The 12719-nt window shown below is 74.0% G+C and carries 10 protein-coding genes; 9 read left to right on the top strand and 1 reads right to left on the bottom strand.

What is annotated here, in order from left to right:
* Positions 1-427 precede the first annotated feature (427 nt).
* From uvrB to ACI79I_RS12210, 6 genes are all read left to right on the top strand, one after another.
* Positions 428-2542 carry an excinuclease ABC subunit UvrB gene (gene uvrB, locus ACI79I_RS12235; protein WP_456992609.1) on the top strand — a complete coding sequence of 705 codons (2115 nt, stop codon included), beginning with the start codon at positions 428-430 and terminating at the stop codon, positions 2540-2542.
* A gap of 118 nt (positions 2543-2660) precedes the next feature.
* Positions 2661-3014, top strand: coding sequence for an MmcQ/YjbR family DNA-binding protein (locus ACI79I_RS12230; RefSeq protein WP_456992608.1), 354 nt, complete (start codon positions 2661-2663; stop codon positions 3012-3014).
* Positions 3015-3288: 274 nt separating this feature from the next.
* Complete coding sequence (locus ACI79I_RS12225; RefSeq protein ID WP_456992607.1) at positions 3289-4443, top strand: TerC family protein; 1155 nt, start codon at positions 3289-3291, stop codon at positions 4441-4443.
* Positions 4440-4970, top strand: a complete 531-nt coding sequence (locus ACI79I_RS12220; protein WP_456992606.1) for a hypothetical protein — start codon at positions 4440-4442, stop codon at positions 4968-4970. Before ACI79I_RS12225 ends, ACI79I_RS12220 begins: the two co-directional genes overlap by 4 nt.
* 3 nt (positions 4971-4973) lie before the next feature.
* Positions 4974-6080, top strand: a complete 1107-nt coding sequence (locus ACI79I_RS12215; RefSeq protein ID WP_456992605.1) for a TerC family protein — start codon at positions 4974-4976, stop codon at positions 6078-6080.
* A 45-nt stretch (positions 6081-6125) separates the two neighbouring features.
* Entirely contained in the window at positions 6126-8186 is a 2061-nt protein-coding gene (locus ACI79I_RS12210; protein ID WP_456992604.1) for a S9 family peptidase, read from the top strand.
* Between the two features lie 69 nt (positions 8187-8255).
* Here the strand turns inward: ACI79I_RS12210 and ACI79I_RS12205 are convergent, their stop codons facing one another.
* Positions 8256-9494, bottom strand: a complete 1239-nt coding sequence (locus ACI79I_RS12205; protein WP_456992603.1) for a polyhydroxyalkanoate depolymerase — start codon at positions 9492-9494, stop codon at positions 8256-8258.
* A 173-nt stretch (positions 9495-9667) separates the two neighbouring features.
* Between ACI79I_RS12205 and ACI79I_RS12200 the strand changes: the two genes are divergently transcribed.
* The 3 genes from ACI79I_RS12200 to ACI79I_RS12190 are packed head-to-tail and all read left to right on the top strand — an operon-like array spanning position 9668 to position 12717.
* Positions 9668-10918 carry an alpha-hydroxy acid oxidase gene (locus tag ACI79I_RS12200; protein WP_456992602.1) on the top strand — a complete coding sequence of 417 codons (1251 nt, stop codon included), beginning with the start codon at positions 9668-9670 and terminating at the stop codon, positions 10916-10918.
* 8 nt (positions 10919-10926) lie between these two features.
* Positions 10927-11928, top strand: coding sequence for an acetamidase/formamidase family protein (locus tag ACI79I_RS12195; RefSeq protein ID WP_456992601.1), 1002 nt, complete (start codon positions 10927-10929; stop codon positions 11926-11928).
* 27 nt (positions 11929-11955) lie between these two features.
* Positions 11956-12717 carry an SDR family NAD(P)-dependent oxidoreductase gene (locus tag ACI79I_RS12190; RefSeq protein ID WP_456992600.1) on the top strand — a complete coding sequence of 254 codons (762 nt, stop codon included), beginning with the start codon at positions 11956-11958 and terminating at the stop codon, positions 12715-12717.
* Positions 12718-12719 lie beyond the last annotated feature (2 nt).

Below are 12719 nucleotides of genomic sequence, written 5' to 3'. Positions count from 1 at the left end.
TGGCGCCCCCTGCGGGTCGGGGGCCGGTGGCCTCCCGGCCGCGGGGCGTCGGCGGGGAGGTCGGTGCGTGCTGCTCCGCCGTCCCCGTTGCCCGCCCCCGCAGCCGCCCAACCCTCCGGTGACCGGCGTCGTGGAGATCTCGGTCACCGCGGCCGGCCGGGACGACGACGGCCCCCGCGGGGTCTCCCACGGGGGCCGTCGTGCGCAGGTCCGGCCGGGGCAGCGACGCCGGGGTCCGACCTCGCCCGGGCGGTGCCTCGGGTGGCGCTGGTCCTCGACGCTGACCGCTCCTGCGAACGGGGACGCTAGGGGGGCCCGTACCCCAGGGCAAGCACCGCCGGCCAGCCGGTCGGTCCCGCCCGTCCCAGGAGTGCGCGGCGGTCGCAGGGACGCCGTCCTGTCACACCCCCGTCGTACCGTCGTCGGCGTGCGCGCAGCCACCGACCTCCGTCCCACCCAGGGGCGCTTCCGTGTCGTCAGCGACTTCGAGCCCTCGGGCGACCAGCCGGCCGCCATCAAGGCGCTCGCCGATCGGGTCAAGGCCGGGGAGCAGGACAGCGTCCTCCTCGGGGCCACCGGTACCGGCAAGTCGGCGACGACGGCCTGGCTGATCGAGCAGGTGCAGCGCCCCACGCTGGTCATGGCGCCGAACAAGACCCTCGCCGCGCAGCTGGCCAACGAGTTCCGGGAGCTCCTGCCGGACAACGCCGTCGAGTACTTCGTCTCGTACTACGACTACTACCAGCCCGAGGCCTACGTCCCGCAGACCGACACCTACATCGAGAAGGACTCCTCGATCAACGAGGAGGTCGAGCGGCTGCGGCACTCGGCGACGAACAGCCTGCTCACCCGCCGGGACGTCGTCGTGGTCGCCACGGTCTCCTGCATCTACGGCCTGGGCACGCCCGAGGAGTACGTCGAGCGGGCGCTGAAGATCTCGGTGGGGGAGGAGCGCGACCGCGACGAGCTGCTGCGCACCCTGGTCACCGAGCAGTACACCCGCAACGACCTGTCCTTCACCCGCGGCACGTTCCGGGTGCGCGGGGACACCATCGAGGTGTTCCCGGTGTACGAGGAGCTCGCCGTCCGCATCGAGATGTTCGGCGACGAGGTGGAGCGGCTGTACTACCTGCACCCGCTGACCGGGGAGGTCGTCCGCGAGGTCGACGAGCTGTTCGTCTTCCCGGCCACCCACTACGTCGCCGGCCCCGACCGCATGGAGCGGGCGATCGCCTCCATCGAGGCCGAGCTCGAGCAGCGGCTGGCCGAGCTCGAGCGGCAGGGGAAGCTGCTGGAGGCCCAGCGGCTGCGCATGCGCACCACCTACGACATCGAGATGATGCGCCAGGTCGGGTTCTGCTCCGGCATCGAGAACTACTCGCGGCACATCGACGGCCGTGCCGCCGGCAGTGCCGGCGCGTGTCTGCTCGACTACTTCCCCGACGACTTCCTGCTGGTCATCGACGAGTCCCACGTGACCGTGCCGCAGATCGGCGGCATGTACGAGGGCGACATGAGCCGCAAGCGCACGCTGGTCGAGCACGGGTTCCGGCTGCCCTCGGCGATGGACAACCGCCCGCTGAAGTGGGAGGAGTTCACCGACCGGATCGGCCAGACGGTGTACCTGTCGGCCACCCCGGGCCCCTACGAGCTCGGCCGGGTCCAGGGGGACGTCGTCGAGCAGGTCATCCGCCCGACCGGCCTGGTCGACCCGGAGGTCGTGGTCAAGCCGACCAAGGGCCAGATCGACGACCTGGTGCACGAGATCCGGCTGCGGACCGAGCGCGACGAGCGAGTCCTGGTCACCACCCTGACCAAGAAGATGGCCGAGGACCTCACCGACTACCTGCTCGAGCTCGGCATCAAGGTCCGCTACCTGCACTCCGAGGTGGACACCCTCCGCCGGGTGGAGCTGCTGCGCGAGCTGCGGCAGGGCGAGTACGACGTCCTGGTCGGCATCAACCTGCTGCGCGAGGGCCTGGACCTGCCCGAGGTCTCCCTGGTGGCCATCCTGGACGCCGACAAGGAGGGTTTCCTCCGGTCGGGCACCTCGCTCATCCAGACCATCGGCCGCGCCGCCCGCAACGTCTCCGGGCAGGTGCACATGTACGCCGACACGATCACCCCGTCGATGGCGCAGGCGATCGAGGAGACCAACCGGCGGCGCGAGAAGCAGATCGCCTACAACCGCGAGCGCGGGATCGACCCGCAGCCGCTGCGGAAGAAGATCGTCGACATCCTCGACGGCATCTACCGCGAGGCGGAGGACGCCGAGGCCACCGAGCTCATCGGCGGGTCGGGCCGGCAGCAGTCCCGCGGCAAGGCGCCGGTGCCGGGCCTGTCGTCGAAGAAGGCGGGCAAGGCCGGGTCCATCGACGTCCAGGGCCTGCCGCGCAACGAGCTGGCCGACCTCATCGTCCAGGTGAACGACCAGATGCTCGCCGCCGCGCGGGAGCTGCAGTTCGAGGTCGCCGCCCGGCTGCGCGACGAGCTGGCCGAGCTGAAGAAGGAGCTGCGCCAGCTGGACGCCGCGCACGCCTGAGCGGCCGCGTCCGGAGGCTCGCCCCGAGCCTGCGAGGGGTGGGGAGGACGTGGTCCTCTCTCTCACGGGCTCGGCGCGGGACCCTGGGGCCGTTCCCGTCCGTCACGAGGGGGTCGCCGTGGAGCGTGAGGAGCTGGTCGCCCACTGCCTGGCCAAGCCGGGCGCGCAGGAGAGCTACCCCTGGGGCGAGGCCGAGCTGGTCGCCAAGGTGGGTGGCAAGGCCTTCGCGTTCCTCGGCCTGGACACCGGCACCGTCGGGGTGAAGTGCGGTCGCGACGCCGCTGAGGCCGCGGAGTGGCGCGACCGGTACCCCGGCGCGATCACCACCAGCGCCTACATCGGCCGCTACGGCTGGAACGCCGTCGACTGGACCGGCCCGGTGCCCGACGACGAGGTCCGCGAGCTGGTCGACGCCTCCTACGACGCGATCGTCGCCGCCCTGCCGCGGAGCCGGCGCCCGGCGGCGCGCTGACCCGCGCCGGGAGCCCCGCCGCACGCGATGCCCGACCGGCCGCCGCGGCGCGGCGGGAACCTCCCCGGGCGCCGGATCGTTCGACGTCCTGGATCCACGGTGTGAGCCGGCGATGACGCCTGCCCGTCCCCGGGGTCTGCACGTGGAGGGGAGTATCCCTACGCGGCGGGGTCGTCATCACGGGGTCTGCGGATCTCCGGTCCTGCCGGTCGCGGCCGCGGCGGGAGAGACCTCCGGCACTGACACATCTGCCAGTACCGGAGGTACACACCCCTTGGACGTCCCCTTCTGGATCTGGGCGGTCACCGTCGCCGCCATCGTCGGCATGCTCGTGTTCGACTTCGTCGGCCACGTCCGCACGCCGCACGCCCCGACCCTGCGCGAGTCGGCCACCTGGTCGGCGGTCTACGTCGGCATCGCCGTCGTGTTCGGCCTGCTCGTGCTGTGGTTCGCCGGGCCCCAGTACGGCGGCGAGTACTTCGCCGGCTTCGTCACCGAGAAGAGCCTCTCGGTCGACAACCTGTTCGTCTTCGTCCTGATCATGAGCAGCTTCGCGGTCCCGCGGGAGCTGCAGCAGAAGGTGCTGCTGTTCGGCATCGCCTTCGCCCTCGTCCTGCGGACGGCGCTGATCTTCGTCGGTGCCGCGGCGATCGAGAACGTCAGCTGGATCTTCTACGTGTTCGGCGCGTTCCTGATCTACACCGCCTACCTGCAGGCCAAGGGCGGTCACACCCACGACGAGGACTTCAAGGAGAACGGCGTCCTCCGCCTCACGCGCCGGCTGCTGCCGACCACCGAGGACTACTCCGGCGACCGCATGACCACGAAGATCAAGGGCAAGCGCCACATCACCCCGCTGGCCATCGCGCTGGTCGCCATCGGCAGCGCCGACATCCTGTTCGCCGTCGACTCGATCCCGGCGATCTTCGGGCTCACCCAGGAGACCTACCTGGTCTTCACCGCCAACGCCTTCGCGCTGCTCGGCCTGCGGCAGCTGTTCTTCCTGCTCGACGGCCTGCTCGACCGGCTGGTCTACCTGTCCTACGGGCTCGCGGTCATCCTCGGCTTCATCGGCGTGAAGCTGGTCATCCACGCGCTGCACACCAACGAGCTGCCGTTCGTCAACGGCGGCGAGCACGTGACCGCGGTGCCGGAGATCCCGACCTGGCTGTCCCTGGCGGTCATCCTCCTCACGCTGGTGGTCACGACCGTGGCCAGCCTGGCCCGGAACCGGCGCGCCGCGGCCGCCGGCCCCGACCGTGACCCCCTGCGCGACGACACCGTCGCGGTCCGGGGCGCCGTCAGCGACCCGGCCGCCGGCGTGGAGGCCGACCCGCTGTCCCGCCAGGACGCCGACCCGGCCCGCGGTACGGACGCCGACCCGGCGGACCCCCACGAGGCTGTCGACGCCGGCTCGGTGACCCGGTGAGCGCCGTGGGGGTCGCGCGGGGTGCGCGCGCGGGCGAGCTGCCCGGCGAGCGGCTGACGGCGGTCGTGGACCTGGCCGACGAGCTCGCCGGCATCGCCCGTGCCACCGAGCGGCTGGCCGTGCTCCTGGAGGAGGTCACGGGCATGCGCCGTGGCGAGGTGGAGGCCCTGCGGGCGGTCGCCGACGGCGCCCGGCACCCCCGGGAGGTCGCGCGCCGCACCGGGCAGGTCGACGACGCCGGGGGCGCCACGGCCGAGACGCTGGTCCGGCGCGGGCTGCTGCGCCGCGTCCCGCACCCCGACGCGCCGGCTCTCGCGCCCGGCTCCGCGGTCCTCGAGGTGACCGAGGCCGGGCGGGTCGTGCTCCAGCAGGCGGAGGGTGTCCGGATCCGGTTGCTCGACCGCGTGGTGGGCGCCCTCGGACGCCGGGACACCGCTGCGCTGCGCGCTTCCGTCCGGGTCCTCGCCGGGGCACTGCAATCCGGAGTCCCGGGGGGTCCCGGTCCGACGCGGCCCGTAGAGTCCTGAACCGTGCACGAGCTCCCGGTCTGGTTCGAGGTCTCGACGTTCGTGGGGCTCACGGTCCTGCTGCTCGCCGACCTCGCGATCGTCGCCCGTCGTCCCCACGAGCCCTCCTTCAAGGAGGCGGGCGTGTGGGTCAGCTTCTACGTGGGGCTGGCCCTGGTCTTCGGGGCGGTCTTCTGGGCGGTCACCGACGCACAGTTCGCGACGGAGTTCTACGCGGGCTGGCTGACCGAGTACAGCCTGTCGGTCGACAACCTGTTCGTCTTCGTGATCATCATGGCGCGGTTCCGCGTGCCCAGGCACCTCCAGCAGGAGGTCCTGATGGTCGGGATCATCATCGCCCTGGTGCTCCGCGGGATCTTCATCCTGCTGGGGGCCGCGCTCATCGCGCGCTTCACCTGGGTCTTCTACATCTTCGGCGCCTTCCTCGTGTACACCGCGATCAACCTGGTCCGGCACCGGGGCGAGGACGAGGACTACGAGGAGAACGCGCTCATCCGGCAGATGCGCCGGGTGCTGCCGATGACCTCGGAGTTCCAGGGCAGCAAGCTGCGGGTCACCGAGCGCGGCAAGAAGCTGTGGACGCCGATGATCGTGGTCTTCCTGGCGCTCGGGACGACCGACCTGGTCTTCGCGCTGGACAGCATCCCGGCGATCTTCGGTCTCACGAGGGAGCCGTTCATCGTCTTCACGGCCAACGTGTTCGCGCTCATGGGCCTGCGGCAGCTGTACTTCCTGCTCGGGGGCCTGCTCAAGCGGTTGGTCTACCTGTCGCTGGGCCTGGCGGTGATCCTGGCCTTCATCGGCGTCAAGCTGGTCCTGGAGGCGCTGCACGAGAACACGCTGCCGTTCATCAACGGCGGCGAGCACATCGACGCGGTGCCGACCGTCCCGATCTGGCTGTCCCTGACGATCATCCTCGGCGTCCTCGTGATCGCCACGGTGGCCAGCCTGGTCAAGACCCGTGGGCAGATGGTGGACGAGTCGCCGGTCGAGCCGGAGATCGCGGACCGGACCGGCTCCGTCGGCCCGGCCGCGTCGGCCGAGGCGGAGTCCGTGGTCGAGGCGCGGTCGGCCGAGCCCGAGTCCGGCGAGCAGCGCCGCCGTCCCTGATGGGGGGCGGTCGGGGCTGCCCGGGGCGGGGCTGACGGCGCGGCGATGCTGCCCGCCGACCTCGCCCTGCTGCGCACGCCGGGGGTCCCCACGGTCTCCCCGGACGGGCGCATCGCGGTCGTCGCCGTCACCCAGCTCGACCTGGACGGCGACGAGCCGCGCAGCCGGCTGTGGGCCGTGCCCACCGACGGGTCGGCGCCGGCCCGGGCCCTGACCTCGGGCGCCCGGGACACCGCGCCGGCGTTCTCCCCGGACGGCCGGTGGCTGGCCTACCTCGGCGCCGAGCCCGGCGGTCGGCCGCAGGTGCACCTGCTGCCGACCGCCGGCGGGGCGCCGCGCCGGCTCACCGAGCACCCGCTGGGCGCCGGTGCCCCGGTGTGGTCGCCGGACTCCCGGCGGCTGGCCTACACCGCACGCGTCCCGGAGGAGGGGCGCTACGGCACCGCACCGGGCGTCGGGCCCGAGGCCGAGCCGCCGCGGCTGATCACCACCCTGAAGTACCGGCTGGACGGCGTCGGCTTCGTCGCCGACCAGCGCAGTCACGTGTTCGTCCTCGACCTGCCCCCCGACGGGGTGGACGACGACGCGCCGCTGCCGCAGCCGCGGCAGCTCACCGACGGCCCGGCCGACGACTGCGACCCCGCCTGGAGCCCCGACGGCGCGGAGCTGGCCTTCGTCTCCGCCCGGCACCCGCGGGCCGACCGCGACCTGGTGCGCGACGTCTATGCCGTGCCGGCGGCGGGCGGGACGCCGCGGCGGGTCACCGACGGGCGGGGTGGGTGCTCCCTGCCCGCCTACGACCCCTCCGGCGCCTGGATCCACCTCACCGCCCGGCCCGACCTGGGGCCCGACGGCGTGGACGACGTCGCCCGCAGCGCCACGCTCTGCCGCGTCCCGGCGAGCGGCGGCCCCCTGGAGCCGCTGCTGGACCCCGCGTCCACCGACCGCGGGGACGAGACGCCGGCGACCGTGCTGGCCGGCGGGGCCGCGTACCTCGGTGTGCAGCGGCGCGGCGCGGTCGACCTGCTGCGGGTGCCGCTGGACGGCGGGACGCCCGAGGCGCTGGTCGACGGCCCGTTCACCGTCCGCGGGGTCGCCGTGGGCGGCGGCGTGGTGGTCGCCACCGTGGCGCACGACCGCTCCGCCGGTGAGCTCATCGCCATCACGCCCGGCCGTCGGCGGCTGCTCACCGCCTTCGGCCGTGCGCTGGGCGGCACCGGACGGCTGCACCGGGCCCGCGAGCACACCGCGACCGCGCCCGACGGGTACCCGGTGCACGGGTGGGTCACCGTGCCGGACGGCCCGGGCCCGCACCCGGTGGTGCTCGTGGTGCACGGTGGGCCGTACCGGCAGGTGGGCTGGTCACTCGTCGACGAGGTCCAGGTCCTCGTGTCGGCCGGGTACGCCGTCGTCCGGTGCAACCCGCGCGGCTCGTCGGGCTACGGGCAGGCGCACGGCCGGGCCCTCCGCGGCGCGTGGGGGACGGCGGACGCCGCCGACGTCCTGGCCTTCCTCGACGCCGTCCTGGAGGACCCAGCCCTGGACGCCGACCGGGTGGGTCTGATGGGCGGCTCCTACGGCGGCTGGCTCACCGCGCACCTGATCGGACGCACGACCCGCTTCGCGGCGGCGGTCGTGGAGCGCGCGGTGCTCGACCCGGTCAGCTTCGCCGGCTCCTCCGACATCGGGTGGTACTTCGCCGACCAGCACCTCGGGACCGACCCCGCCCGGCTGGCCGAGCAGGACGTGCTGGCGCAGGCCGGGGCGATCACCACACCGACGCTCGTCGTCCACTCCGAGCAGGACTGGCGCTGCCCGGTCGAGCAGGGGCTGCGGCTCTACACCGCGCTCAAGCGTCGCGGGGTCCCCTCGGAGCTGCTGCTGTTCCCGGGGGAGGGACACGAGCTGTCCCGGTCCGGCAGGCCGCGGCACCGGCGGGCGCGGCTGGAGCACCTGCTCCGGTGGTGGGACCGGTGGCTGCCGACCGTGCCGGAGCCCGACCCGGAGCTCGGGGAGCTGCCCGGCGAGGTGGTCGACGCCGATGCGCTGCCGGCCGCCGGCGACCGGCCCGAGCCGCTGACCGTGCGCGCCACCCGGGTGGACTGAGCGCGGTACCGGCGTGCGCCGGCCGGGCAGCCTCCTGCCCGGCCGGCTCGCCGGCGCGGTCCGCAGCTGTCAGCCGGCGGCGGCCCGCTCGGGCGCGTGCTGGGCCACGAAGTCGCGCAGCACCGGGTACACCTCGGCTTCCCAGCGCGAGCCGCTGAACACGCCGTAGTGCCCGACGCCCGGCTGCAGGTGGTGCCGCTTGTGCTCCTCGGGGATCCCGGTGCACAGGGCGTGGGCCGCCTCGGTCTGCCCGGGGGAGCAGATGTCGTCGCGGGCCCCCTCCACGGTGAGCAGCGCGGTCCGCCGGATGGCGCCGGGGTCGACCGGCTGCCCGCGCCAGGTGAACCTGCCCTTCGCGAAGTCGTGCTGCTGGAAGATGCGGCCGACCGTCTCCAGGTAGAACTCGGCGGGCACGTCCATCACGGCCCCGTACTCGTCGTAGAAGGCCCGGGTGGTGGCCGCCCGCTCGGCGTTGCCCGTCACCAGGTCGCGGTACATCTGCAGGTGAGCGCTCCAGTGCCGGCGCGGGTTCATCGACATGAAGGCGGTCAGCTGCACCACGCCCGGGTAGACCCGCCGCCCGGCGCCGGGGTAGCGCGCGGGCACCGTGTCGATGAGCCGGCGCTCGTAGGCCGACAGCGGCCGCTTCTCGGCCGCCTGGTTGACCCGGTTGGGGTTGACCCTCGTGTCCACCGGCCCGGCCATCAGGGTGAGGCTCGCCGGCTGGGCGTCGTCGTCCGCGGCGGCGAGCAGCGACACCGCCGCGAGCACCGGGACGGCGGGCTGGCAGACGGCCACGACGTGCGTGTCCGGCCCCAGGTGCCGCAGGGCCGCCATGACGTGCTCGATGTACTCGTCGAGCCCGAAGGGGCCGTGCTGGACCGGGATGTCGCGGGCGTTGTGCCAGTCGAGGACGTGCACGTCGTGGTCGGACAGCAGGGTCCGGATCGTCGGCCGGATCAGCGTGGTGAAGTGCCCGGACATCGGCCCGACGACGAGTACCCGCGGCTGGTCGGTCACCGAGGGCTTGCGGAAGTGCAGCAGGGTGGCGAACGGGGTGGCCGTCAGGGGCTCCTCGCGCACGTCGGCCAGCCGGCCGCCCACCGGCACGGCGGCGATGCCGTACTCCGGCCGGTCGTGCGTGGGGCGGGACCGCGCCACGATGTCGCAGGCCGCACGCAGGTGGCGCACCGGACCCCGGCCGGCCAGGGGCGACGGCAGCGTGGACAACACCCGGGCGGTGAGCCCGGAGGCGGCCACGACGGGCGCGCCCGCCCGGCGGTTCCACTCGTACGCGGTGTAGAGCATCGGGACCTGCCTGTTCCTCGGGTGCGGCGGCGACGGTGACGCGCGTCACTGTGGCAGGACGTTAACGGCGGTTCGCGTGCGGCGCGCGGTGAGGGGCGGTGCGTCGTCCCACGGGTACCGGCTGTCCCACGTGTCCTGGCAGGGTGGGCGCACGCCGACAGGAGGAGGCCCGAGTGGTCGAGCGCCGAGTGCCCCGCTGGTCCGAGCTGCGCGAGCTCATCCGTCCCCGACGGGTCCCCGGCGACGCGACCGACCGGCGGCTGGCCGCGGCGGCCTCCGTCGGCGACCTGCGGGAGATCGCCCGGCGCCGGGTCCCCCGGGCGGTGTTCGACTACACCGACGGCGCGGCCGGTGCGGAGGAGAGCCTGCGCCGCTCCCGCGCGGCGTTCACGGGCCTGGAGTTCCGGCCCAGCGTGCTGCGCGACGTCTCCGTCGTCGACCCGTCGACGACCGTCCTCGGCCGCCGGTCGGCCCTGCCGCTGGTCTTCGCCCCGACCGGCTTCACCCGGCTCATGCACACCGAGGGAGAGGTCGCCGTCGGCCGGGTGGCCGAGCGGGTCGGCATCCCGCACGCCCTGTCGACCATGGGGACGACGACGATCGAGGCCCTCGCCGCGGCCGCCCCGGGCGGGCGCCGGTGGTTCCAGCTGTACCTGTGGCGGGACCGCGAGGCCAGCGCGGCGCTGGTCGCGCGGGCGGCCGCGGCCGGCTACGAGGCGCTGGTGCTCACCGTCGACACCCCGGTGGCGGGCCCGCGGCTGCGCGACGTCCGCAACGGGTTCACGATCCCGCCGGCGCTCACCCTGCGGACGATGGCCAACGCCGCCGTCCACCCGCACTGGTGGCTCGACCTGCTGACCACCGAGCCGCTGGAGTTCGCCTCCCTGCGCTCGTGGGGCGGCACGGTCGCCGAGCTCGCCGACCGGGTGTTCGAGCCGGCCGCGACCCTCGCCGACGTCCGGGACCTGCGCGAGCGCTGGTCCGGTGCGCTGGTCGTCAAGGGCGTGCAGACGGCGGAGGACGCCCGGGCGGTGGTCGACGCCGGGGCCGACGCCGTCGTCGTCTCCAACCACGGCGGCCGCCAGCTGGACCGGGCGCCCACCCCGCTGCTGGAGCTCCCCGCGGTCGTCGCGGCGGTGGGGGACCGGGCGGAGGTCTACCTCGACGGCGGCATCCTCGACGGCGCGGACGTCGTCGCCGCCGTGGCCCTCGGTGCGCGCGCCTGCCTGGTCGGCCGGGCCTACCTGTACGGGCTGATGGCCGGCGGCGAGCGCGGCGTGCAGCGGGTGGCCGACATCCTGTCCCGCGAGGTGGCGCGCACGCTTCAGCTGCTGGGCGTCCCGTCGGTCGCCGAGCTGACCCCGGACCGCGTCCGGCTGCCCGCCGCGGCCGAGCCGTTGCCGACCCCATCTGCGGCTCCCTAGGGTGCGGCATGGACGTCGTCGAGGTCGTGCCCACGTTCGAGCAGTACGCGTTCACCTTCGGCGGCGTGGCCCCGCTGCGGCGCATCCGGCCGGGGACGGCGCTGCGGGTGTGGTCCGACGACGCGTTCTGCGGCGCGCTGCAGAAGACGACCGACCTGTGCTCCGAGAAGGTCGACCTGCGCTTCGTCAACCCGCAGACCGGTCCCTTCTTCGTCGAGGGTGCCGAGCCCGGGGACACCCTCGCGCTGCACTTCGTCGCGATGGAGCCGGCCCGCGACTGGGGCGCCTCGGCCGCGATCCCGTTCTTCGGCGGGCTGACCAGCACCGACCGGACGGCGACGCTGCAGGACCCGCTGCCGGACACCACGTGGATCTACGAGCTCGACCGGGCCGCCAACACGGTCACCTTCGCCGCCCAGCACACCGACCTGCAGGTCGCGCTGCCGGTGGCGCCGATGCTGGGCACGGTCGGGGTCGCCCCGCCCGGCGGCGAGGTGCGCAGCTCCCTGGTCCCCGAGCGCTTCGGCGGCAACATGGACACCCCGCAGATGCGCCCCGGCACCACCTGCTTCCTCGGCGTCAACGTCGAGGGCGCGCTGTTCTCCATCGGTGACGGGCACTACCGCCAGGGCGAGGGCGAGGCGTGCGGCACCGCCGTCGAGGGCGCGATGACCACCACCCTCGTCGTCGAGCTCATCAAGGGCGGCGCGCCGCTGTGGCCGCGGCTCGAGGACGACACGCACTGGATGACCGTCGGCTCCAGCCGGCCCCTGGAGGACGCCTGGCGGATCGGCCAGGTGGAGCTGGTGCGCTGGGTCGAGGAGCTCTACGGACTGCACCCGATGGACGGCTACCAGCTGCTCTCGCAGATCACCGAGGTGCCGATCGCCAACGTCGTCGACGCCAACTACAGCACCGTGGTGAAGGCCCGCAAGTCCCTCCTGCCGCGGGCCACGGCCTACGGCGGGCTGCACGACGACCTGCGCCGCCGCGCGGCCGCCCTGCTCTGAGAACCCCCACCCCGAGAGGACCCCGCCATGGACCTGCAGCTCACCGGCTCCCGCGTGCTCGTCACCGGCGGCACCCGCGGCATCGGCCGGGCCATCGTCGAGGCGTTCGTGGACGAGGGGGCCGTCGTCGAGTTCTGCGCCCGCGACGCCGGGGAGATCGAGGTGGTGGAGAAGGCCATCGCCGAGCGCGGGGGACGGGCGACCGGCGTCCAGCTCGACGTGCGGGACGGCGCGGCGCTGAGCGGGTGGGTGGACGCCGCGGCCGGCCGGCTCGGGGGCCTGGACGCCGTCGTCGCCAACGTGAGCGCGCTGGCGGCCGGCCCGGGAGAGGAGAACTGGTACGCCTCCTTCGAGGTCGACCTGATGCACACCGTGCGGCTGGTCACCGCCGCGCTGCCGCACCTGGAGGCCGGCGGGAACGGCTCGATCGTCGCGATCTCCAGCGTCTCCGGGCGCGAGGCCGACTTCGCCGCCGGCCCGTACGGGACGATGAAGACCGCCCTGGTCGGCTACGTCTCCGGGCTGGCGTTCCAGCTGGCCGGCCGCGGGGTGCGGGCCAACGTCGTCTCCCCGGGGAACACCTACTTCGAGGGCGGCTTCTGGCAGGCGGTCGAGAAGGGCCAGCCGGAGCTGTTCGCGGACTCCCTGGCCCTCAACCCGACCGGCCGGATGGGGACGCCGGAGGAGATGGCCAGGGCCGTCGTCTTCCTCTCCAGCCCGGTGTCCAGCTTCACGTCGGGGGCCAACCTCGTCGTGGACGGCGCCCTGACCCGCGGCATCCAGCTGTAGGG

The sequence above is a fragment of the Geodermatophilus sp. SYSU D01105 genome, from assembly GCF_054050095.1.
This window is presented reverse-complemented; position numbering and strand designations above follow the sequence as displayed.

Excerpts from the sequence above, each read along its gene's own strand:
- ACI79I_RS12210 (WP_456992604.1), top strand. The coding sequence starts at position 6,126 with ATGCTGCCCGCCGACCTCGCCCTGCTGCGCACGCCGGGGGTCCCCACG.
- ACI79I_RS12205 (WP_456992603.1), bottom strand. The coding sequence starts at position 9,494 with ATGCTCTACACCGCGTACGAGTGGAACCGCCGGGCGGGCGCGCCCGTC.
- ACI79I_RS12195 (WP_456992601.1), top strand. The coding sequence starts at position 10,927 with ATGGACGTCGTCGAGGTCGTGCCCACGTTCGAGCAGTACGCGTTCACC.
- ACI79I_RS12190 (WP_456992600.1), top strand. The coding sequence starts at position 11,956 with ATGGACCTGCAGCTCACCGGCTCCCGCGTGCTCGTCACCGGCGGCACC.